Here is a 22,465-nt window from a genome sequence, read left to right as displayed (position 1 = left end):
TGACCCATCTTGACCCGGACCGCTTAGATAATCATTTTCGTTTTTTGCATCGATCAGGGAATATGGTTGTCAAATGGGCGCGCAGGGGCACGATTTCGATGAAATTGACAACAGGCTTCTGGTGCTGCTGCAGCGCGATGCCAGCCTGTCACAGCGCGAACTGGCCGAGCGCGTCGGTTTGTCGCAGAACGCCTGCTGGCGGCGGCTGAACCGTTTGACCGAAATGGGCGTGCTGAAAGGCAGCCGCGCCATGATCGATCCCGCTGCCCTTGGGTTGCAACTGACCATCTTCATCATGATCCGCACCCGCCATCACGACGACGCCTGGGCCCGCCGTTTCCGCGCCCGGATCGAGGCTCAACCCGAGATCATCGAGTTCCACCGCATCGGCGGCGAATGGGATTATATGGCCAAGGCGGTCACCAGCGGCATGGCTGGCTATGACGCGCTGTACAAGCGTCTGATTACGGATATGGATCTGGAACGCGTGACCGGCGTTTTCTCGATGGAAACCATGTTCGAGGGGCGGCCTCTGGTTCCGACGGGTTGATTTTCACGAAATGTTCTTCACCTTGGGGTCATGCAAGCCGACAGGATCCTTCATCCGACCGAGGCCGGCCTTTACTGTCCCGAGGGCGGTTTCCACATTGACCCGCTGCGCCCGGTTGAACGCGCGCTGATCACCCATGGTCATTCCGACCATGCCCGCGCGGGGCACGGCGCGGTTCTGGCCACGGCGCAGACGCTGGACATCATGCGCCTGCGCATGGGGCCGGATTTTGCAGGGACGACCCAGATTGCCGACGGCCCATTGCGGATCGGCGGCGTCACCGTCGATTTCCGCCCGGCGGGACATGTGCTGGGGTCCAGCCAGATTTCGGTGACCTCGGGGGATTGTCGGATCGTCGTTTCGGGCGACTATTCCCGTGCACCGAACCCGACCTGCGCCCCGTTCGAACCTGTCGCCTGCGATGTCTTCGTGACCGAGGCGACCTTTGGCCTGCCGGTCTTCCGCTTTCCGGGTCCGGCGACGCAGGTGGCGAAGCTGATCGCCAGCATGGCCGAATTTCCCGACCGCCCACATCTGATCGGCGCCTATGCCTTGGGCAAGGCGCAGCATGTGATCGCGCTGATGCGCGAGGCGGGCTATGACGCGCCGATCGCCATCCACGGCGCGCTGCAGGCGATGTGCGATTACTACCGCACGCAGGGCGTTGATCTGGGTGTGCTGGTCCCCGCGACCGCCGATCAGGTCACGGCGCAGCTGGTGATAGCCCCGCCCTCGGCCTTTGCCAGCCCATGGGTGCAGCGTTTCCGCGATCCGGTGATCGGCTTTGCCTCGGGCTGGATGGCGGTCCGGGCGCGGGCGCGGCAGCGTGGGGTCGAACTGCCGCTGGTCATCAGCGATCATGTCGACTGGCCCGCGCTGACCGCGACCCTGACAGAGCTGTCCCCGTCCGAGGTCTGGGTCACCCATGGTGCCGAGGAGGGCGTGATCCGCTGGTGCGAACTTGCGCAGATCCCCGCCCGCCCGCTGCGGCTGGTGGGATATGAGGACGAGGCCGAATGAAAGCCTTTGCCGCCCTGCTGGAACGACTGGCCTTTACGCCCTCGCGCAATGCCAAGCTGCAATTGCTGCAGCATTATCTGGAACGCATCCCCGATCCGGACCGGGGTTGGGCGCTGGCCGCGCTGACCGGGGATCTGCAATTGCGCACCGTCACGCCCAGCCTGCTGCGCGGCTTGGCGGCGGAACGGGTGGACGATCAGCTTCTGTCGCTCAGCTACGATTTCGTTGGCGATCTGGCTGAAACCATCGCGCTGATCTGGCCTGATGGCGCGCAGAACGATCCGCCGCTGTCGCAGGCTGTGGCGTTGTTGCAGGGGACTGGCAAGGCTGCCTTGCCCGCGGCGATTGCGGCGATGCTGGACCGGCTTGGCCCGTCCGAGCGGCTGGCTTTTCTGAAGCTGGCGACGGGGAACCTGCGCATTGGCGTCTCGGCCCGGATGGCGCGGCTGGCGCTGGCGGGAATGGGTGCGCCGACCGTCCCCGAGCTTGAGGAAATCTGGCACGGCCTGACCCCGCCCTATGCGCCGCTGTTTGGCTGGATCGCGGGCGGGGTGAAGCCGGAAAGCGCCGCCTTGGCCCCGTTCCGCCCGGTGATGCTATCCACGCCCACCGATCTGGCCGAACTCAGCGCCTTGGAGCCGACGGATTTCCATGCCGAGTGGAAATGGGACGGCATCCGCGTGCAGGCGGTCAGCGACGGCGGCGTGCGGCGACTGTATTCGCGGACCGGAGAGGATATTTCCACAGCCTTTCCTGATGTGATCGCCGCGATGGAGTTTGACGGCACGGTGGATGGCGAATTGCTGGTTCGCCGCGATGCCGAGGTCGCCCCTTTCGGCGATCTGCAAAAGCGGCTGAACCGTAAATCCGTGGGCAAGGGCCTGCTCACCAGTCACCCGGCCGGGCTGCGGCTATACGATCTGCTGATCTGGCAGGGTCGCGACCTGCGTGGCCTGCCGCTTGAGGAACGCCGCGCCATTCTGGACAGCGCGGATTTCGGGCCGCGCATCGATGTGTCACCGCTGCTGGACTTTGCCAACTGGGATGATCTGGCGGCATTGCGCGCCGATCCTCCGGCTGCGGTGATCGAGGGGGTGATGATCAAGCGCCGCGACAGCCCCTACATTGCCGGGCGTCCGCGCGGGCCGTGGTTCAAGTGGAAGCGCGACCCGATGGTGGTCGATGCGGTGCTGCTTTACGCACAGCGCGGGCATGGCAAGCGCTCGGGGTTTCATTCGGATTTCACCTTTGGCCTGTGGGACGGGGCTGATTTGGTCCCCGTCGGCAAGGCCTATTTCGGCTTCACCGATGCGGAATTGCGCGAGCTGGACCGCTTTGTCCGCGCCAATACCGTTGAGCGTTTCGGCCCCGTTCGCCAGCTTGCGCCGAAGCTGGTGGTCGAAGTGGCGTTCGAGGGACTGAACCGCTCGACCCGGCACAAGTCTGGTGTCGCCATGCGCTTTCCCCGCATCAGCCGCATCCGCTGGGACAAGCCCGCCGCTGAGGCCGATCACCTGTCCACGCTTGAGGCCATGCTGTGATCCTGCCGCCCGAATTTCAGGACTGGTTCGCAAGGCAGGGCTGGCAGCCCCATCCGCATCAGCTTGCCCTGCTGGAGGCATCGGGCGACAGCCTGCTGATCGCCCCGACAGGTGGCGGCAAGACGCTGGCGGGCTTCCTGCCCTCACTGATCGAATTGCGGGACGGGGTGCGCAAGGGCTCGGTCCATACGCTTTATGTCTCGCCGCTGAAGGCACTGACGGCGGATATCGGGCGCAATCTGGCCCGTCCGGTCGCGGATCTTGGCCTGTCCATCCGCATCGAGGACCGTACCGGCGATACCGGCCAGACCCAGCGCCGCCGCCAGCGCGTCGACCCGCCCGAGGTGCTGCTGACCACGCCAGAGAGCCTTGCCCTGATGCTGTCCTATCCCGAGGCCCCGGCAATCTTTGGCGGGTTGCGGCGGGTGGTGCTGGATGAGTTGCACGCGCTGGCAGAAAGCAAGCGCGGCGATCAGCTGATGCTGGGGCTGGCGCGGCTGCGCGCACTTGCGCCGGGGTTAAGGGTCACCGGCCTGTCGGCCACGGTCGAGGACCCACATGCTCTGGCGGATTTCATGGCGGGCCGCGCGCCCGTCGCGGTCATTCAAGCCGATCCCGGCCCCGATCCCGATATTGCCATGCTGCCCACCGCCCGCCCCGCGCCTTGGGCCGGGGGCGGCGGCCATTACGCCATCCCCGAGGTGCTGGACGCGGTCAGGCAGGCCCGCACCACCATCATCTTCATCAATACCCGCGCGCAGGCCGAACTGTTCTTTCAGGCGCTGTGGGCGGCGAATGACGAAAACCTGCCGATCGGGCTGCATCACGGCAGCCTGTCGCGCGAATCCCGTGCGCGGGTCGAGGCGGCGATGGCGGCGGGCGAATTGCGCGCCGTGGTGGCGACGGGCAGCCTTGATCTGGGCATCGACTGGGGCGCGGTCGATCTGGTCATCCAGATTGGCGCGCCCAAGAACGTCAAGCGGTTGGTGCAGCGCATCGGGCGGGCGAACCATCGCTACAATGCGCCCTCCAAGGCGCGCATCGTACCCGCGAACCGTTTCGAGCAGATCGAATGCGTGGCCGCGCTGCAAGCGGTCCGCGAGGGTGATCTGGACGGCGATCCGCGTGAGCCGGGGCCGTTGGACGTGCTGTGCCAGCATATCCTGCTGACGGCCTGTGCCGCACCCTTCGCGGCGGATGCGCTGTTTGCCGAGATCACGACCGCCGGTCCCTATCGCCGCCTGACCCGTGCTGATTTCGTCGCCTGTCTGGATTTCGCGGCAACCGGCGGCTATGCGCTGCGCGCCTATGACCGCTGGCAACGGCTGATGCTGCGGGACGGGCTGTGGCGCTTGCGCGATCCGCGTTCAACGCAGCTTTTGCGCATGAATATCGGCACGATCGTCGAAGCCGAAATGGTTCGCGTGCGCATGCGCGGCCGCGGCGGCGCGCCCTTGGGCGAGGTCGAGGAAGCCTTTGCCGCCAGCCTCTCGCCCGGAGATACCTTTCTGATCGGCGGGCGGGTGGTAAGGATGGATGCCATGCGCGAGATGGTGATCGAGGTTTCGCCTGATCCCGGCCGCCAGCCCAAGATCGCGGTGTTTTCCGGGGTCAAGCTGGCCATGTCCACTCAGCTTGCCCATCGCGTGCAGGCGCTGATCGGTGATCCATCGCACCATACCAGCCTGCCGCCCGACACGCGGGACTGGTTGGCCCTGCAAGCGCAGGTCAGCCGCCTGCCCGAACCGGGGCTGCTGCTGTCGGAAACATTCCCCCATGCGGGCCTGTGGCATTTCGCGCTTTACGGCTTTGCTGGCCGCAATGCCCTGCAGACGCTGGGTCTGCTGCTAACGCGTGAGATGGAGGAGGAGGGGCTGGGCCCCTTGGGGTTCCTGTCGACCGATTACGCGCTGCTGATCTGGTCGCTGGACCCCGTCCGCAATCCTGCACCACTGCTCGACCCGGCAAGGTTGCGGGCGGGTCTGGGCGACTGGCTGGGCGGCAATGCCGTAATGAAGCGGACCTTCCGCAATGTCGCGACCGTGGCCGGGCTGATCCAGCGCAATATGCCGGGGTTGCGGAAAACCGGACGGCAGGCGACGTTTTCCAGCGACATCCTGTACGACACCTTGCGCAAATACGACCCCGACCATCTGATGCTGCGGGTGACGGCGGATGAAGCGGGCAGGGGGCTGGTCGATTTCGGCCGGATCGAGGAGATGCTTTCCCATTCCCCCCGGTGCGAACATCGCATGTTGGAGCGTGTCTCTCCGCTGGCCGCGCCGCTGTTGCTTGAGGTCGGCAAGGTCCCGATCCGCGGCGAAGGACGCGAGCGCCTTGCCGGGATCGAGGCCGAGGCGCTGATGCGTGAAGCCGGACTGGAGTTCAGCGCATGAGCAGCCATGCCTTTACCTTCCACGGATTGCGGTTTGAGGCGCGGGCCTCGGGCGCGCTGTGGTGGCCCGACGGGCGCTGGCTGGTGGTCGCCGACCTGCATTTTGGCAAGTCCGAACGGCTGGCCCGGCGTGGCGGCCCGCTGCTGCCGCCTTATGAGGGGCTCGCGACGCTGGAACGGCTGGGGTCCGAGATCGCGACGCTTCGCCCGGAAGCCGTGGTCAGCCTTGGCGATGGGTTCGATGATATGGCCACGATTCAGGCGCTGGACCCGGCGGTTCTGGCCGAATTGCAGCGGATGGCGACGATGCGGGACTGGTTCTGGATCAGCGGCAATCACGATCCTTTGGGAGATGCCAAGCTGCCGGGGCGGATGCTGGTCGAATTGCCACTAGCTTCGGTCATCCTGCGGCATCAGGCCGATCCGCAGGCGGGGCCGGATATATCGGGACATTTCCACCCCGTCGTGCGGCTGGCGGGCGAACGCCGTCGGGCGTTTCTGCTGGGCAAAGACCACCTGATTCTGCCCGCTTTCGGCGCCTATACCGGTGGGCTGTCCTGCGAGGATGCCAGTCTGCGTCGTCTGATTCCCAAGGGCATTGCCATTGCCTGCGGGCGGCGTGCGGTGGCGCTGCCCATCGGTGTCGCGCCAGCCAAGGGCCGCTGAAATGGGAAAGGGGCGCCAGAGGCGCCCCTTCACGATCCGGCATTCCGCTGGATCAGAAGCGGTAGTTCACACCGATTTTCAGGTTGTGATACTTGGTGGTCGCCTCGGTCGTGTAACCGGCGGCTTCCAGCGATTCCTTGCCGAAGTTGGCATATTCGTATTCGCCGGTCACCGAGACCTTGTCGTTGATCATCTTTTCAACGCCCAGACCCAGGATGTAGCCGTCGGCGTCATAGCTGACGTCTTCGCCGGCCAGCTCATAGTCGATATCGGCGCGGCCCCAGCCGGCGATACCATAGACCATGGTGTCGGGCTGGACGATGTAACCGGTCTTGAAGCGCAGGGCGAGGACGTTCTTGACCTTCGCGTCGGCCTCGACTTCGGTGCCGTTGATGATCCCGCTGGTATCGTCGCGGATATCGGTCATTTCCCAGCCGAGTTCCGGGCCGAAGACCCAGTTGTCGCGCTGCCAGCGATAGCCGCCGCGGATACCGATATTGGCACCGCTGACTTCGACATCGCCGATATCGCCCAGAAGCGAGCCGCCCTGGCTGACGCCAACGCGGTCGTCACCGCCGAAGCCATAGCCCAGCGTGCCGCCGACATAGCCGCCGGCCCAGTTTGCGACGGGCTCATCGACGACGATCGGTGCGATGACCGGTTCGGCGACCGGGGGGGTGTAGCCGCCTGCGTAGGCAGCAACACTCGCCCCGAGCGTGAGGGAGGTGGCCAAAATCGTGATATTCTTCATGCTCATTACGCTCTCCAGAGGCAAATGCACCGAACCTCGCGGGTCGGGCGCTACAGAACACCTACGCGGCAATTCGCGCCAGCTGCGTTGCAGAAAACAACTCATGCGTCCTGAATCCAAGTGTTAATGCTCGTTCAGGTGAATTAATCTTTTGTCAATATGGTAAACTTGTCGAGAGCAGAATCCGCAAAAACGCGGATTCATTTGCTCAGATATCAAGGTTTTCCACGTTGAGGGCATTCTGCTGAATAAAGTCGCGGCGGGGCTCTACCACGTCGCCCATGAGCTTGGTGAAGATGTCGTCGGCCTCACTCAGATCTTCAATTCGCACTTGCAGCATTGTGCGTGCAGCAGGATCCAGCGTGGTTTCCCACAGCTGTTCGGGGTTCATTTCGCCCAGACCCTTGTAGCGTTGCAGCGACAGACCCTTTTCCCCCTCAAGGAAGATCGCCTGCAGCAGACCCAGCGGGCCGTGGATCGGGATGTCGCGATCCTTGCGGATCAGATGCGCGGTCTGGCCATAGACTTCCTGCAGGCTGGCGGTCATCGCGCCCAGGCGGCGGCTTTCGCCACTGCGCAGCATCGGGCCATCCAGCGTCCGCGATTCCTCGACCCCGCGCAGCTGGCGGGTCAGGCGAATACCGGCATCCTGCGTCGGACGACCGGACCAGCCGCGTTCATATTCCTCGGCGATCATGTCCAGCCGCTGGGCCACGGCCTGCGCCACGCCCTGCGCATCGGCATCGACGCGGCCCTGCACCAGCGCTCCGGCAATGGCAGCCTGTTCGGTGATATGGGCGGGGTAATGGGTCGGATAGGCGCGCAGCACGCGGCGTGCGATGCGGGCCTCATCCACAACACGGGCCAGATCGGCGCCCGAGATGCTTTCGCCGCTGCCCAGACGCAGGCTGGCACCGTCGATGCCCTGCTCGATCAGGTAATCTTCAAGCGCGGCCTCGTCCTTGAGGTAGACCTCGGAACGGCCGCGGCTGACTTTGTACAGGGGCGGTTGCGCGATGTACAAATGCCCGGCCTCGATCAGTTCCGGCATTTGGCGGAAGAAGAAGGTCAGCAGCAGGGTGCGGATATGCGCGCCGTCCACGTCGGCATCGGTCATGATGACGATCTTGTGGTAGCGCAGCTTTTTCAGGGTGAATTCGTCGCGCCCAATCCCGGTGCCAAGCGCGGTGATCAGCGTGCCGACCTGATCGCTGCTGAGCATCCGGTCGAAGCGGGCGCGTTCCACGTTCAGGATCTTGCCGCGCAACGGCAGCACGGCTTGGTTCTGCCGCGAGCGGCCCTGCTTGGCGGAACCACCTGCCGAGTCACCCTCGACGATGAACAGCTCGGACAGCGCCGGGTCCTTTTCCTGACAATCGGCCAGCTTGCCGGGCAGGCTGGCCACGTCCATCGCGGTCTTGCGGCGGGTCAGTTCGCGGGCCTTGCGGGCGGCTTCGCGGGCCAAGGCGGCCTCGACGATCTTGCCGACGATCTGCTTGGCTTCCGAGGGGTTTTCCTCGAACCATTCGGCCAGCTTCTCGCTGACCAGCCCTTCGACGGCGGGGCGCACCTCGGACGAGACCAGCTTGTCCTTGGTTTGGCTTGAGAATTTCGGGTCGGGCACTTTCACCGAAAGCACGCAGGTCAGGCCCTCGCGCGCGTCATCGCCGGTGAAATCGACCTTTTCGCGCTTGGCCACGCCGCTGGTCTGGGCATAACTGTTGATGACGCGGGTCAGCGCGCCACGGAAGCCCGCCATATGCGTGCCGCCATCGCGCTGCGGGATGTTGTTGGTAAAGGGCAGCACAGTTTCGTGGTAGCTGTCGTTCCACCACATCGCGACTTCGATACCGATGCCGTTCTTTTCGCCCTGAATGAAGATCGGGTCGGCCATGACCGGGCTTTTCGAGCGGTCGAGGAATTTCACGAATTCCCGCACGCCGCCGTCATAGTAAAGCTCGGTACGCAGAGGCTCGGCGGGGCGCTCGTCCTCAAGGATGATGCGCACGCCCGAGTTCAGGAAGGCCAGTTCCCGCAGTCGGTTTTCCAGCGTCTTGTAGACGTAATCGAGGTTCGAGAAGGTGCCTTCGCCCCCGTCCAGCTTGGACGAGGCAAGGAAGCGCACCTCGGTGCCCTTTTCATTCGGGGCATCGCCCACGACGCGCAGATGCTCGACCGTGTCGCCATGCTCGAAGCGGGCGTAATGTTCCTTGCCATTGCGCCAGACGCGCAGTTCCAGCCAATCCGACAGCGCGTTCACGACCGAGACGCCGACGCCGTGCAAACCGCCCGAGACCTTGTAGCTGTTCTGGTCGAATTTCCCGCCCGCATGCAGCTGGGTCATGATGACCTCGGCCGCCGAAACGCCCTCAGTCGGGTGCATGTCGACGGGGATGCCGCGACCGTTGTCGCGGACCGAAACCGAGCTGTCGGCATGGATCTTGACGCGGACAAAATCGGCATGACCGGCCAGTGCCTCGTCGATGCCGTTATCCACGACCTCATAGACCATGTGATGCAGGCCCGAGCCATCGTCGGTGTCGCCGATATACATGCCGGGACGCTTGCGCACCGCTTCCAGGCCCTTGAGAACCTTGATGGAATCGGCACCGTATTCGGAAGGCTGGGGGGCGGGTTCGGTCATTGTCATCTTATCCTGCCTTGGGCTCCCATCTTATAGTGGGCCACATGCGGAATGTCACGGGAAAGCCACAAGATTTGGTGGTTTTCCGGGGATTCAGACCAGTCCGGGCTGATCCAGCAACGTGACCCCGCCGCGGCTCTCGATCTCGATCACCCACAGGTCGGGATCGCGGGCGGAATGGCGCGTGATCGCGGCGTCGATTTCGGGTTCGGGGGCCTCGGCCAGCCGCACCCAGGGGCGCTGGTCGGTTTCAAAATCCCACTCCCGCACCCACAGGCTGGCGCGGCCATCCAGCGTGGCGCATTTGACCATGACCGCCCCCGCCGTGTCATCGCCGCGGCGCAGGATATAGGCGGGGATATCGGCCAGCTGCAGGCGCTTGAGATAGGCCGAGACCCAGATCCCCGCAGCCAGCCTTGCGTCAGTCATGCTCAGGCGTCGCCGTCGCGGAAGTCGAGGCCCATTTCGTTGTAGCGCTCGGCCTCATCCTGCCAGTTCTCGCGGACCTTGACCTGCAGGAACAGGTGGATCGGGCGGCCCATGAACTCCATCATCTCGGCGCGGGCGGCCTGGCCCACGGCCTTGATGGTCTCACCGCCCTTGCCCAGCACGATGCCCTTGTGGCCAGCGCGGGTGACATAGACGATCTGGTCGACGCGGGCCGAGCCGTCCTTCTTTTCCTCCCATTTCTCGGTTTCCACCGTGAGCTGGTAGGGGATTTCCTCGTGCAGGCGCAGGGTCAGCTTTTCGCGGGTGATTTCCGCGGCGATCATGCGCATCGGCAGATCGGCCACCTGATCCTCGGGGTAGAGCCACGGCCCTTCGGGAACCTCGGCGGCCAGCCAGTCGATCAGGGCGTTGCAGCCATAGCCCTTTTCCGCCGAGATCATGAAGGTCTGGGCGAATTCGAAGGTCTCGTTGATCTCTTGCGACAGGGCCAGCAGCACCTCGGCCTTGACGCGGTCGATCTTGTTGATGATCAGCGCCACCGGGGTCTTGCCGGCATATTCGCGCAGGTTCTCGATGATGGCCTTGGCGCCGTCAGTCAGGCCGCGATGGGCCTCGATCAGGAACAGGATGACATCGGCATCCGCAGCGCCGCCCCATGCCGCTTTGACCATCGACCGGTCCAGCCGGCGACGCGGGCGAAAGATGCCGGGCGTGTCGACAAAGACGATCTGCGATTTCTCGTGCATGGCGATACCGCGGATGCGCGAACGGGTCGTCTGCACCTTATGCGTGACGATCGAGACCTTGGCCCCGACCATCTGGTTCAGAAGCGTGGATTTCCCGGCATTGGGTTCGCCGATCAGGGCTGCGAAGCCCGCGCGCGTTTCGGTCATGTGGAACCTTCGATCTGCTCAAGCAGGGCCTGTGCGGCCGCTTGCTCGATGCTGCGTTTCGTGCCCTTGCCGCTGGCGCTGGCCTGACGGCCATCATCCAGCTGGACGGTGATTTCAAATTCGGGGGCGTGGTCGGGCCCCGAGCGCCGGGTCTGGACGTAAGACGGCGGCGTCATGCCCTGAGCCTGCGCCCATTCCTGCAGCGCGGTCTTGGCATCGCGCGCGTCGTCATCGACATTCTTGAGCCGATTGGCCCAAAGTTCCAGCACGACCTTGCGTGCCGCATCAAAGCCCGCATCCAGATAGATCGCGGCCAGAACCGCCTCCATCGCGTCGGCCAGCAGCGCTTCCTTGCGCCGGCCGCCGGTCTTCATCTCGGATCGGCCCAGCTTCAGCACATCGCCCAGACCGATTTCGCGCGCGATGGCGGCGCAGGTCTCGCCCTTGACCAGCGCGTTGTAGCGGGGGGCAAGCTGGCCCTCGGTCGCGGTGCGGTCGGCGGCAAACAGCGCCTCGGCCAGGGTCAGGCCAAGCACCCGGTCGCCCAGAAATTCAAGCCGCTGGTTGTCGGGGCGCGTCGCGGTCGAGATCGAGCCGTGGGTCAGGGCGCGTTGCAGCAGTTCAGGCCGGGCGAATTGATGGCCCAGCCTGTCCGAGAAGGCTTGCAGTTCGGCAGAAATCTTCATGTCCCGATCCTGCCACGGCCCCCCTTCCGCGGCAATTCTTCCTTAATCCACAGCCTTGAAGAAGCGGTCCGCGCGCCACGTCCAGAAATACAGCAGCGACTTGCCCGCCGACGAGAACATGATCCGATCGGCGCGACCGATCAGGTATTCCGCGGGCACCATGCCGACGCCGCCCATCGAGGCCGGCCAGCGCGAGTCGCCGGAGTTGTCGCGGTTGTCGCCAAGGAAGAAGTAATTGCCCTCGGGGACGGTGAATTCCGGGGTGTTGTCGCCGGGACCGTTGTCGGCAAGGTTCAGCACGTCGTGGCTGACGCCGTTCGGCAGCGTCTCGGTCAGGCGGTCGGCGGTGCATTGGCCATCGGTCGCGGCGCGGATCTGACCGGGGCAGGGCAGGCTGCCTTGCGGGCCTTGCGGGGCCTGCGCCTCGGTGAAGGTGCCGTTCGGGACCTGCGGGGCTGCTTCGCCGTTGATGTACAGCACGCCGCCGCGCATTTGCACGCGGTCGCCGGGCAGCCCGACAAGGCGTTTGATGAAGTCATCGCCGCGCGTCGGGTGGCGGAAGACCACGACATCGCCGCGCTCGGGTTCGGAGCCCAGGATGCGACCGGTGATCGGGCAAAGCGACATCGGGCAGGAATGGCTGGAATAGCCATAGGCCATCTTGTTCACGAACAGGAAATCGCCGATCAGCAGCGTGTCCTTCATCGAGCCCGAGGGAATCCAGAAGGGCTGGAAGAACAGCGTGCGGAAGACGCCCGCGATCAGCAGCGCCCAGAAGATGGTCTTGACGGTTTCCCAGATGCCGCCATCCTTGCGGGCTTCGCTTTTGGCCATTGCCGGTCCCCTCATGCGGAAGTCGCGCGTTCATGGGCCGCGGGACATGGCAAAGTCAAGCGGTAGCGCCGGGAATAGGCGGGTCGCTCACGTCGTCGGGAAGGGCCTCGATGATGACGAAGGCCTGCGCCCAGGGGTGGTCGTCGGTCAGGGTGACATGGATGCGGGGGCGGTGGCCGGGGGGAAGCATGCTGGCAAGGCGTTCCGCCGCCCAGCCGGTCAGTTCCATCGTCGGCTGGCCCGAGCGCAGGTTGCGGACCGCCATGTCCTTCCAGCTGATCCCCATCGCCAATCCGGTGCCAAGCGCCTTGGAGCAGGCCTCCTTGGCGGCCCAGCGTTTCGCCAGCGTCGCGGCCTCATGCCGACGGCGGGCGGCCAGCGCCAGTTCCGTCGGCGTGAAGACGCGGTTGCGGAAGCGGTCGCCATGACGTTCCAGCACGCCCGCGATGCGGTCGATATTGGCGAGGTCGGAGCCGATGCCAAGGATCATGCGCCCAGTTGGTCCTGTCGTGACATGGGTATTTGGAAAACGAAGAAACTCATGCGTTCCGCGCCAGATCCATCCGGCGGCGCATTTCGCGGATCGCGCCGTCAAGACCGGTAAAGACCGATTCCGCGATCAGGAAATGGCCGATGTTGAGTTCCATGATCTGCGGGATCTGGGCGATGGGACCGACCGTGTCGAAGGTCAGGCCGTGACCGGCATGGACCTCAAGCCCAAGGCTGTGGGCCAGTGCTGCGGCCTCGCGCAAGGCCGCGAGTTCGGCATCGCGTTCGGCATGGCGGCCTTCGGTGTCGAGGTCGCAATAGGCGCCGGTATGCAGTTCGACGACCGCCGCGCCGATCCGGGCCGAGGCTTCGATCTGCGCCGGCTCGTGGCCGATGAACAGCGAGACCCGGCAGCCGGCATCGCGCAGCGGCGCGATGAACTCGGCCAGATAGGCTTCGTTTCCGACGACATCCAGACCGCCTTCGGTCGTGCGTTCCTCGCGCTTTTCGGGGACGATGCAGACGGCATGAGGGCGATGGCGCAGTGCGATCGCCTGCATTTCGGCGGTGGCGGCCATCTCGAAATTGAGGGGCAGGCGCAGGGCGGCCATCAGATTGTCGATGTCGCTGTCCGAAATGTGGCGGCGATCCTCGCGCAGATGGGCGGTGATGCCATCGGCACCCGCCTCCTCGGCCAGTTTCGCGGCGCGCACGGGGTCGGGCCAGGGCGTCCCCCTGGCATTGCGGATGGTGGCGACATGGTCGATGTTCACGCCGAGGCGAAGCATGGAATTTTCCTCACGAATCTGGGGCAGATTAAGGCGTTGCGGGGGCGGGGGCGAGTCCGGATGCAGTCACCCACCAGCCGGGATGGGCCTGCGCGATGCGCTCGCGGGCCTGCCGGGCCAGTTCGGCACTTGCGAATAGCCCGAAACAGGTCGCACCGGACCCCGACATCCGCGACAGATCGGCACCCGCATCGTCAAGCGCGGCAAGGCAGTCGGCGATTTCCGGCATGAGCGCGATCGCCGGGGCCTGCAGGTCATTGCGGCAGGCGCGCAGGAAATCGGTCAGCTGGGCGGCATCTGCGAAATCGGGCAGGCTGTCCGGCATTGGCGGGTTGTTGCGGTTCGTCAGTGCCCGAAAGACCGCCGGAGTCGAGACAGCCTTGAGCGGATTGACCAGCACCAGATGCAAGGGTGGCAGTTGGGGCAGGGGCACCACGATCTCGCCGGTGGACTGCATCCGGCTGGGTCGGCTGGCAAGGCAGACCGGCACATCCGCGCCCAGTATTTCGGGGCGGTCGGGCTGGCAGCCAATCGCGCGCAGCACCGCCGCCGCATCGGCTGAACCGCCGCCGATGCCGGATGCGACGGGCAGGTTCTTTTCCAGCGTGATCGCGGCCTGCGCCCCGGCAAGGCGTGCGGCGCGCAGGCACAGGTTGTCGGGATCATCCGCCAACCCGGCTGCAAAGGGCCCGGTCAGCGACAGCGACAAGGGGCCGTCCTGCAGCGTCACCACATCCCCCACATCCAGAAAGACCACGAGGGAATCGAGCAGGTGATAGCCATCGGCGCGCTGGCCGGTGACATGCAGCGTCAGGTTCAGTTTCGCAGGCGCGAATTCGCGCCGTGGCAAGGTCATGGTCAGTTCTTCGGCGTCTCGGGCAGCTTGGTGCCCCCAGGTTTTTCGCCCGCCAGCACCTCGTCCAGTCCGCGATCCAGCTTGGCACGGATACGCGCGGCGTCGGTTTCGGACTCGGGCTTCAGGGAGAGTGCCCGCTGCCACTGGATCTGCGCCTCGCGTTTGCGCCCGACCATCCAGTAAATGTCACCCATGTGGTCATTGACCAGCGAGTCGCTGGCCATGGCGGCGACGGCACGTTCCATCGGGGACACGGCCTCGTCGTAGCGGCCCAACCGGTAATAGGCCCAGGCCAGCGAATCGAGGATGTAGCCGTCATCGGGACGCAACTCGACCGCCTTCTGGATCAGCTTCAGCGCCTCATCCAGCTTCTCGTTGCGGTCGACAAGGCTGTAGCCCAGATAGTTCAGCACCTGCGCGGAATCGGGGCGCAGCTTCAGCGCGGTGCGGAAGTCCTGCTCGGCCTTGGGGAATTGTCCCGCGCGTTCCAATGCGATGCCGCGGGCGTAAAGCGGGAACCAGCGCGCCTCGCCGGCCTTGTCGCCGATGATGTCCAGCGCCTTGTCATAGGCCGGGATGGCCTGTGCAAACTTGTCCTGCTGACGCAGCAGGTCGCCAAGCGCGATCCAGCCCTGCGCCAGTTCGGGATGGGCGGCGGTCAAGGCCAGCGCGGCCTTTTCGGCATCGTCAGGACGCTCGGCCCGCGCCAGCGCATCGATGCGCGAGAGTTCGGCGATCGGGCGCATGTCGCCACGCTCGCGCAGCTTTTCGAACTCGCGCTCGGCCAGATCGAACTGACCGAAGCCTTGCAGCATCTGTGCCGAAAGCAGGTTCGCCTCGCCCAGTTCGGGCGACAGGTATGAGGCCAGCCGGGCATGAATCAGCGCCAGCGGGTCGGGTTCCTCGGTGGTGGCAAGGACGCTGGCGAAGGTCAGAAACACCTGAGCGATCCCGTCGGCTGGATTGCGGATGGAGTCAAAAGGCAGGGTCTCGTCCTTTTTCATCCGGTCGCGCAATGCGATCAGGGTCGGTTCCTCGGTAAAGCCGGGCGTGGCTTCCAGCATGGCGATGGCGTCGTCATTGCGTTCCAGCTGCGACAGGATCTGCGCGCGGGCGACGACACCAAGGATATGCGCGCCATTCGCCGGATCGGCCAGCAATTGCTCGGCCCCTTCGTAATCACCGACGGCGGCCTTGGCCAAGGCGAGGTGATAGTTCACCATCGGGCGCGCGCCGCGGATCTTGCCCAGTTCCTCGAACGACGACAGTGCCTGACGGGCATTGCCTGCGCCCAGAAGCGCCCATGCCCGCATCATCTTGTCCAGAAGCTGGCTGCCGCCCGGCGCGGTCTGGGCCACGTCTTCGCCCGGCGCGGGCGGCGGGGCCTTGTCGATCTGGTCGACGAGTTCCTGCCAGCGCTGGGTCCGCGCCAGTTCGGAACGCTGCATCAGTCGGGCCAGTTCGGTCGCGCGGCCCTGATCGGACATGGTGACGGCAAGGGCACCGGCGCGCTCCATCTCTCCGGACGAGATCAGCGCGACCAGCGCGGAATCCTGCAGGAAGGGGTCGGTGTCGTCCTGTGCCAGCGCTTGCAGGTAGTAATTCGCGGCGCTGGTATAGTCATTTTCCATCGCGGCCTGACGTGCGGCCAGATAGGGGCCGGAAAGGCCGCGGATCGCCGGGGCGGGCGTGACCGCTGCGGCAGGCTTGGCCGGTTCGGCCTTGGCCGCGGGTGCCTCTGGCGCGGTATTCTGGGCGACAGCCGGCGCGGCAAAAGCCGGTGCAGAGATCAGCGGCGCGGAGGTCAGCGCGATCAGCGCCAGCGGGATCAATCTTTTGGTCACGGCTTTGGCCCAGTCCTTGGCAATACGCGTTGTGACCCTAGCCGTCCCGGCGGGAATGGGCAACGCCGGGGGTGAACCGGCATTGCCACGCAAAGATCACATATTCGGGTAGTTCGGGCCGTCGCCGCCCTGCGGCGTGGTCCAGTTAATGTTCTGCGACGGGTCCTTGATGTCGCAGGTCTTGCAATGGACGCAGTTCTGGAAGTTGATCTGGAAGCGAGGGCCATCCTCGCCCTCCAGCACCTCATAGACGCCTGCCGGGCAGTAGCGCTGCGCGGGTTCGGCATATTCGGGCAGGTTCACAAGGATCGGGACCGAGGCATCCTTCAGCCGCAGGTGACAGGGCTGCGATTCCTCGTGGTTGGTGAAGCTGAAGGCGACGTTGGTCAGCCGGTCGAAGCTCAGCTTGCCATCCGGGCGCGGATAGTCGATCGGCTTGAAATCCTTGGCCTTGCCGGTGGCGGCGGCATCCGTCTTGCCATGTTTCCACGTCCCCAGCGGGTTCCAGCCGGTCAGGTTCGCCATCCACATGTCGAAGCCACCAAGGGCAAGGCTGGGCCACAGGCCAAGCTTGGACCAGATCGGCTTGACGTTGCGCACCGGCTTCAGGTCCTTGGCGATGGCACCGCCGCGAACCTCGGTTTCATAGGCCGCCAGTTCGTCGCCCTCGCGGCCCGCGGCAATCGCTGCCGCCGCCGCTTCGGCTGCGGCGATGCCCGACAGCATGGCGTTATGGTTGCCCTTGATGCGCGGGACGTTGACCAGACCGGCCGAGCAGCCCAGCAGCGCCGCGCCCGGCACGGTCAGTTTCGGGATCGACTGCCAGCCGCCTTCGCTGATTGCCCGCGCGCCGTAAGCCACGCGTTTGCCGCCCTCCAGCAGTTCCGCGACCATCGGGTGGTGCTTGAAGCGCTGGAACTCCATGTAGGGATACAGATAGGGGTTGGCATAATTCAGGTGGACGACGAAGCCGACCAGCACCTGATTGCCGCCAAGGTGATAGATGAAGGAACCGCCGCCCGCGTTCTTGCCCAAGGGCCAGCCCATCGTATGGGTGACGGTGCCGGGCTTGGCCTTGGAGGGCTCGATCTCCCAGATTTCCTTCATGCCAAGGCCGAATTTCTGCGGATCGTGACCGGCAGAGAGGTCGTATTTCCCGATCAGCTCTTTGGCGAGGCTGCCGCGCACGCCCTCGGCGATCAGGACATATTTGCCGCGCAGCTCCATGCCGGGCTCATATTGCGGGCCGGGGGTGCCGTCGGCTTCCAGACCCATCTCGCCCGCGACGACGCCCACGACGCGGTCGCCCTCATAGACCAGTTGCGAACAGGCCATGCCGGGGAAAATCTCGACTTCCAGCGCCTCGGCCTGCTCGGCCAGCCAGCGGCAGACATTGCCCATGCTGACGATGTATTTGCCGTGGTTCGACATCAAAGGCGGCATCGGCCAGTTCGGGACGCGGACCTGACCGGCCTCGCCCAGAATGTAGAAGTTGTCTTCCTTGACCTCGGTCTCGATGGGGGCGCCGCGTTCCTCCCAGTCGGGGATCAGTCGGTCCAGACCCGCCGTGTCCAGCACCGCGCCCGACAGGATATGCGCGCCGATCTCGCTGCCCTTTTCCAGCAGCACGACCGAAAGCTCGGGGTTGACTTGCTTCAGCCGGATCGCTGCCGACAGGCCCGCAGGTCCCCCGCCCACGATCACGACGTCATATTCCATGGACTCGCGAATGGTCTCGGTCATGGCTCGGCCCCCTTGCTCCCTGGCTCAATCTCTGCGCGACACAGGTAGCGTGTCACCTTGTCGCGGGCAATCCTGACGCAACGAAGGAGCGGCGGTTAACCTTGGGGCAAGATTGTCGGCAGAGGCATGGGCAAATGATCGCGGATGGCGTGGGGCGGGGCTTGAAACGCTTGGACAATCGCGCCACGATGCCCGAAATCGCTGGACGCCCTCGGTCTGAAAGGCCGGGGGCGTTCCAACACCTTGTTTCTCGTGATTATGCAGGCCGCCATCGGGCGACCGGAAGGACCGGAATGGAAAAGATACCGATGACCCGTGCGGGCTTTGATCTGCTGGACGAGGAGCTGCGCGAGCTGCGTTCGGTTGACCGTCCGGCTGTCATCCGCGCCATCGCCGAGGCGCGAGAGCATGGCGACCTGTCCGAAAACGCGGAATATCACGCCGCACGCGAGAAGCAGAGCTTTGTCGAAGGCCGCATCAAGGAGCTGGAGGGCATCATCTCGCGCGCCGAGGTCATCGACCCGTCGAAATTCTCGGGCAGCGTCAAGTTTGGCGCAACAGTGACCCTTCTGGACGAGGATACCGAGGAGGAGCGCACGTATCAGATCGTCGGCGAGGCCGAGGCCGATCTGGAACGCGGGCTTCTGAACATGCGCTCGCCGCTGGCGCGTGCGCTAATCGGCAAAGAGGAAGGCGACAGCGTCGAGGTCGTCACTCCCGGTGGCGGAAAATCCTATGAGATCATTTCGATCCGTTTCATCTGAATGGGGGGCGAGCGCATGAGTGCGCTCGAATCCCTGCGCCGGGTCGCGGCCGAACAATCCCGCGACCGGCTGCCCCTCATCGGCGCCGTGGCCAGCGTGGTCTGGCTGGCGCTGGTGGCGCTGTTTGCCTGGCTGGGCAGTGGACCCAAGGCGGAGCCGAGTTCATGGCTGGTCTGGCTGATGGGCGTGGCGCTGCCGCTGGGGCTGATCTGGTTCGGCATCTGGTCGGCCCGCAGTCTGGCGCTGCTGCGCCAAGAGGCCGACGACCTGCGTGCCAGCCTGCACCAGATGCGCCTGCAGCCCGACGACCCCGCCGAGCCGCGCCTGCATCCGCGCCGCCCGCCCGTGCCGCAGCCGCGCCCTGCGCCTGAGCGGCGCGCCGCTGCCCCAGCCCCCGACAATGCGCAGTCGCGGCTGGATATTGATCCCGCACCCATCCCCGAACTGACCCCGACCGAGCTGTTCCTTGCGCTGAATTTCCCCGACGGCCCCGATGATCATGAGGCGATCCGCTGCCTGCATCTGGCGCTTGGCGATCCTGCGCTGGCACGGCTGATCCGCGCCGCGCAGGACGTGGTGACTTTGCTGGCGGGGCAGGGGGTCTATATGGATGATCTGGAACTGCCGGAAACCGACCCCGCCTTATGGCGCAGCCTTGCTGGCGGCGCGCGGGGGGCGGAAGTCGCCGGGCTGGCGGTCATTGAGGACGAGGCTGCGCTGAACGCCGCCACCGGGCTGATGCGCAAGGACGAGGTGTTTCGCGATGTCGCGCATCATTTCCTGCGCCATTTCGACCGGTTGCTGTCGCGCCGGGCCGAAACCGATGATGCGGTGGTGCTGTCGGTCCTGGGCGAATCGCGCTCGGGGCGGGCTTTCCTGCTGCTGGCACAGGCCAGCGGCATGCTGACCCGCGCGGACAGCTAGACCGGCAGGCGCATGACATGGGCGCGGCCGCGCCAGGGCCAGCCCAGCCGCTGTCGTCCCGAAAGCTGGAAGTCCAGCGCTTGCCACGCGGCCAAGGCGTCGCCGTTCCGGGCCTCGACCTCGACCATCAGGGCGGGATGGCCCAGATCGCGGGCACACAAGGCTGCCGCCTGAACCAGAGCGCGGGCAATGCCGCAGCCGCGCCATTGCGGGCGCACCGCCACCCCGTCAAGGATCAGGTCCGCGGTTTCCGCACCGCTCAGATGCAGCAGGCTGGAGAGGTGCCGCAAACGACCCCGGACCGGTCCGAATACGCGCCGAAAATCCGCCCCGGAAAGCGACAGGAACCCGCCATCCGGTCCGCGCAGCCCGGCGATGCCCACCAGCGCCCCCGATGGCGTCAGGGCGACCAGCGCGCGATCGGGATGCATGGCGCGCGCCACCAGCGCGATTCCCTCGCGCGCGGGGGTGGGCAAGGGCACCAGCCCCGGCCCAAAGCCCCGCCAATACAGCCGCGCCGCCGCGCCGCGCAGATGCGGCGGGACGCCATGGCGGATCAGGACGCGCTGTTGCTTGATTGCGGTCAAATCCCGGTCACCCTTGCGCCTGCCCTGTGCTTTGGCCAATCTGTGCCCCATCCCTAGCGCATGCAAAGCCGTTTCCGCCATGACATATCCTGACAGCCCTCCGGCGATCTCGCCCGAGGTCGAACCCGTGCTGACCCCTGACCAGCGCCGCGCACTGGCGCGTAGCCCTGCGCAATGCCTGCGCCACGGCTTTGTGCAATCGCTGCCCTTCATCCTTGTGCTGGTGCCCTTTGGCCTGCTGTTCGGGGTGCTTTCGGCCGAGGCCGGGCTGGATCTGGCGCAGGTCATGGGCTTTTCGGTCCTTGTGCTGGCGGGGGCGTCGCAGTTTACCGCCGTGCAATTGCTGACCGACCATGCGCCGACGGTCATCATCCTGCTGTCGGCCCTGGCGGTGAACCTGCGCATGGCGATGTATTCGGCCTCGCTGGTGCCGTGGCTGGGGGATGCGACGCCAAGGCAAAGGGGGCTGGTCGCCTATCTGCTGATCGATCAGACCTATGCCCTGTCGATCCAGCATTTTGAGAACAATCCCCGCCTGCGCATGGATCAGAGGCTGGCCTATTTCGCCGGAACCGCGATCTGCGCCTGCGTGCCGTGGCTGATCGCCAGCGCGCTGGGCTTCCAGCTGGGCCGGGCCATCCCCGAAAGCTGGGCGCTGGATTTCGCGCTGCCGATCACCTTCCTTGCCATGGTCGCACCGATGCTGCGCAGTCCCGCGCATATCGCAGCGGCGGGGGTCTCGATCATTGCCGCGCTGGTGTTTACCGTCCTGCCTTCTGGGCTGGGCATCCTGTTGGCCGCGCCTTTGGCCATGGCCACGGGTGCGATTGTCGAGAAACGCATGGAACGGCTGAAGGGAGAACTGAAATGAGCGGGTTCGATCTGAAGATCTGGTTCGTGATTCTTGTTCTGGGAATCGGAACCTACCTGATCCGCTGGTCCTTTCTGGGTGCGATCGGCAACCGGGCGATCCCCGAATGGGCGGCCCGCGCGCTGCGCTACACGCCTGTCGCGGTGCTGCCGGCGATTGCCGCGCCGCTGGTCGTCTGGCCCGCCGCGACCGAGGGCCAGACCGATCCGGTGCGCCTGACCGCTGCGGCGGTTACGCTGGGGGTCGGGCTTTTGACCCGCAACACGCTGCTGGCGATTGTCGCGGGTCTGATCACCCTGTTCGGGATGCTTTACCTCAGCGCGTGAAGCTGGCCGTCGTTGCCGTAGCCGGTGACGACGCCGTTCTTCTGGCGCAGCAGCACGTCATGGTTGTTGGCCGGGTCGCCATCCATGTGCTTTTTCGAGGTGACGCCGGGCTGGGTCAGGAACCAGCGCCGCAGCTTCAGCGGCGAGAAGCCGGTCGGCGCGCCCTCGAATCCGGGGACGCGACGCAGCACCTGACCGGTCGAGACGCCACAGAAGGTCTTGTTCGCGGGGCCCTGCATTTCGGCAGAGCGGATCGCAGCCTCGGCCACGGCCAGCGGCACCTGAATGGTGTCCTCGGCCACCCAATAGGTCGAGCGGGCGTGGTAATCGATGTAGAAATTCTTGAAATTCGGCGTGATGCCATACAGCACGTCATGCCGTTCCGGGATCGCCGGATGATTCCAGCTGCCCGCCGGGTCATAGATCACCCGCTGCGTGCCATTGATCATCAGCGCGGAATGTCCGCCCTCGCCCTTGGGAATGCCGATGACGGTCAGAAGCGTGATCGAGGGCGGCTCACCCGACACGTAGCGCGCCTTGCGCACGGCCTCGTCGCTGGCCCAGATATTGTCAGCACCGCAGGCCGCAAGCGTGGCCGGCAGCGCCAGCGCGAGGAAGGCACGCCTTTGCATTGTCAATCTCCGAAGGTGGGGTCAGGCGTTGCTGAGCGCCATGAAGGTCAGGACGCCGATCGCAAGGACGCAGGTCCAGACCGAGAACTTGATGAAGCCCGCAAAGGTCTTCTCGTGATGGCTGATGTCCATCTCGCCATGCTTGTGTTCGGTGATCTCGTGATGCGAGGCCATGTGTCCCCCTGTTCGCAACGCGGCTTGGGCCAAGGGA

23 protein-coding genes are annotated in these 22,465 nt (G+C 65.3%); 9 read left to right on the top strand and 14 right to left on the bottom strand.

Features of this window, described 5'->3' with window-relative positions:
- Positions 1-73: 73 nt before the first annotated feature.
- Genes GL300_RS04735 through pdeM form a run of 5 tightly spaced genes read left to right on the top strand, consistent with a single transcriptional unit; the run spans position 74 to position 6,172 of the window.
- Positions 74-550 (top strand): Lrp/AsnC family transcriptional regulator, encoded by a 477-nt coding sequence (locus GL300_RS04735; protein ID WP_155038386.1) that lies wholly within the window; start codon positions 74-76, stop codon positions 548-550.
- A gap of 30 nt (positions 551-580) precedes the next feature.
- Complete coding sequence (locus GL300_RS04730; protein ID WP_155038385.1) at positions 581-1,570, top strand: ligase-associated DNA damage response exonuclease; 990 nt, start codon at positions 581-583, stop codon at positions 1,568-1,570.
- Positions 1,567-3,111 carry a cisplatin damage response ATP-dependent DNA ligase gene (locus GL300_RS04725; RefSeq protein ID WP_155038384.1) on the top strand — a complete coding sequence of 515 codons (1,545 nt, stop codon included), beginning with the start codon at positions 1,567-1,569 and terminating at the stop codon, positions 3,109-3,111. The genes GL300_RS04730 and GL300_RS04725 overlap by 4 nt, the downstream gene beginning before the upstream one ends.
- A complete protein-coding gene (locus tag GL300_RS04720) occupies positions 3,108-5,507 on the top strand; it encodes a ligase-associated DNA damage response DEXH box helicase (RefSeq protein ID WP_343042892.1) in 2,400 nt (799 codons plus the stop codon). Before GL300_RS04725 ends, GL300_RS04720 begins: the two co-directional genes overlap by 4 nt.
- On the top strand, positions 5,504-6,172 hold the full coding sequence (gene pdeM, locus GL300_RS04715; RefSeq protein WP_155038383.1) for a ligase-associated DNA damage response endonuclease PdeM: 669 nt from the start codon (positions 5,504-5,506) through the stop codon (positions 6,170-6,172). Before GL300_RS04720 ends, pdeM begins: the two co-directional genes overlap by 4 nt.
- Before the next feature lie 52 nt (positions 6,173-6,224).
- On the opposite strand, the gene GL300_RS04710 is transcribed toward pdeM, so the two are convergent.
- The 11 genes from GL300_RS04710 to GL300_RS04660 form a co-directional block, all read right to left on the bottom strand.
- Positions 6,225-6,929: an outer membrane protein gene (locus tag GL300_RS04710; protein WP_155038382.1), complete on the bottom strand. Its 705-nt coding sequence runs from the start codon at positions 6,927-6,929 to the stop codon at positions 6,225-6,227.
- A 202-nt stretch (positions 6,930-7,131) separates the two neighbouring features.
- Positions 7,132-9,567 carry a DNA topoisomerase (ATP-hydrolyzing) subunit B gene (gyrB, locus tag GL300_RS04705; protein WP_155038570.1) on the bottom strand — a complete coding sequence of 812 codons (2,436 nt, stop codon included), beginning with the start codon at positions 9,565-9,567 and terminating at the stop codon, positions 7,132-7,134.
- A 93-nt stretch (positions 9,568-9,660) separates the two neighbouring features.
- On the bottom strand, positions 9,661-9,996 hold the full coding sequence (locus GL300_RS04700) for a DUF1491 family protein (RefSeq protein WP_155038381.1): 336 nt from the start codon (positions 9,994-9,996) through the stop codon (positions 9,661-9,663).
- 2 nt (positions 9,997-9,998) lie between these two features.
- Entirely contained in the window at positions 9,999-10,910 is a 912-nt protein-coding gene (gene era, locus GL300_RS04695; protein ID WP_155038380.1) for a GTPase Era, read from the bottom strand.
- Positions 10,907-11,596: a ribonuclease III gene (gene rnc, locus GL300_RS04690; protein WP_155038379.1), complete on the bottom strand. Its 690-nt coding sequence runs from the start codon at positions 11,594-11,596 to the stop codon at positions 10,907-10,909. Before rnc ends, era begins: the two co-directional genes overlap by 4 nt.
- Before the next feature lie 42 nt (positions 11,597-11,638).
- Entirely contained in the window at positions 11,639-12,430 is a 792-nt protein-coding gene (gene lepB / locus GL300_RS04685) for a signal peptidase I (protein ID WP_155038378.1), read from the bottom strand.
- 55 nt (positions 12,431-12,485) lie between these two features.
- Positions 12,486-12,920: a holo-ACP synthase gene (acpS, locus tag GL300_RS04680; RefSeq protein WP_155038377.1), complete on the bottom strand. Its 435-nt coding sequence runs from the start codon at positions 12,918-12,920 to the stop codon at positions 12,486-12,488.
- Positions 12,921-12,969: 49 nt separating this feature from the next.
- Positions 12,970-13,707: a pyridoxine 5'-phosphate synthase gene (locus GL300_RS04675; RefSeq protein WP_155038376.1), complete on the bottom strand. Its 738-nt coding sequence runs from the start codon at positions 13,705-13,707 to the stop codon at positions 12,970-12,972.
- A gap of 28 nt (positions 13,708-13,735) precedes the next feature.
- On the bottom strand, positions 13,736-14,563 hold the full coding sequence (locus tag GL300_RS04670) for a 4-(cytidine 5'-diphospho)-2-C-methyl-D-erythritol kinase (protein WP_155038375.1): 828 nt from the start codon (positions 14,561-14,563) through the stop codon (positions 13,736-13,738).
- Between the two features lie 2 nt (positions 14,564-14,565).
- On the bottom strand, positions 14,566-16,407 hold the full coding sequence (locus tag GL300_RS04665) for a tetratricopeptide repeat protein (RefSeq protein ID WP_343042891.1): 1,842 nt from the start codon (positions 16,405-16,407) through the stop codon (positions 14,566-14,568).
- 96 nt (positions 16,408-16,503) lie between these two features.
- Positions 16,504-18,150 (bottom strand): electron transfer flavoprotein-ubiquinone oxidoreductase, encoded by a 1,647-nt coding sequence (locus GL300_RS04660; protein WP_155038374.1) that lies wholly within the window; start codon positions 18,148-18,150, stop codon positions 16,504-16,506.
- A 293-nt stretch (positions 18,151-18,443) separates the two neighbouring features.
- On the opposite strand from GL300_RS04660, the gene greA reads away from it, so the two are divergent.
- The gene (greA, locus tag GL300_RS04655) at positions 18,444-18,914 is read left to right on the top strand and encodes a transcription elongation factor GreA (protein ID WP_170297599.1); all 471 of its coding nucleotides are present in this window, start codon (positions 18,444-18,446) and stop codon (positions 18,912-18,914) included.
- A 15-nt stretch (positions 18,915-18,929) separates the two neighbouring features.
- The gene (locus tag GL300_RS04650; RefSeq protein ID WP_155038373.1) at positions 18,930-19,838 is read left to right on the top strand and encodes a hypothetical protein; all 909 of its coding nucleotides are present in this window, start codon (positions 18,930-18,932) and stop codon (positions 19,836-19,838) included.
- Here the strand turns inward: GL300_RS04650 and GL300_RS04645 are convergent.
- Positions 19,835-20,425 (bottom strand): GNAT family N-acetyltransferase, encoded by a 591-nt coding sequence (locus tag GL300_RS04645; RefSeq protein ID WP_246195072.1) that lies wholly within the window; start codon positions 20,423-20,425, stop codon positions 19,835-19,837. The genes GL300_RS04650 and GL300_RS04645 overlap by 4 nt on opposite strands.
- A gap of 79 nt (positions 20,426-20,504) precedes the next feature.
- On the opposite strand from GL300_RS04645, the gene GL300_RS04640 reads away from it, so the two are divergent.
- Entirely contained in the window at positions 20,505-21,296 is a 792-nt protein-coding gene (locus tag GL300_RS04640) for an AzlC family ABC transporter permease (protein WP_155038371.1), read from the top strand.
- A complete protein-coding gene (locus GL300_RS04635; protein WP_155038370.1) occupies positions 21,293-21,622 on the top strand; it encodes an AzlD domain-containing protein in 330 nt (109 codons plus the stop codon). Before GL300_RS04640 ends, GL300_RS04635 begins: the two co-directional genes overlap by 4 nt.
- On the opposite strand, the gene GL300_RS04630 is transcribed toward GL300_RS04635, so the two are convergent.
- Entirely contained in the window at positions 21,607-22,254 is a 648-nt protein-coding gene (locus tag GL300_RS04630) for a hypothetical protein (protein ID WP_155038369.1), read from the bottom strand. The two genes, GL300_RS04635 and GL300_RS04630, sit on opposite strands and share 16 nt — an antisense overlap.
- 21 nt (positions 22,255-22,275) lie before the next feature.
- Positions 22,276-22,428, bottom strand: a complete 153-nt coding sequence (locus GL300_RS04625; RefSeq protein ID WP_155038368.1) for an aa3-type cytochrome c oxidase subunit IV — start codon at positions 22,426-22,428, stop codon at positions 22,276-22,278.
- Positions 22,429-22,465 lie beyond the last annotated feature (37 nt).

Origin of the sequence: Paracoccus litorisediminis, assembly GCF_009711205.1 — a bacterium.
Lineage (GTDB): Bacteria > Pseudomonadota > Alphaproteobacteria > Rhodobacterales > Rhodobacteraceae > Paracoccus > Paracoccus litorisediminis.
This window is presented reverse-complemented; position numbering and strand designations above follow the sequence as displayed.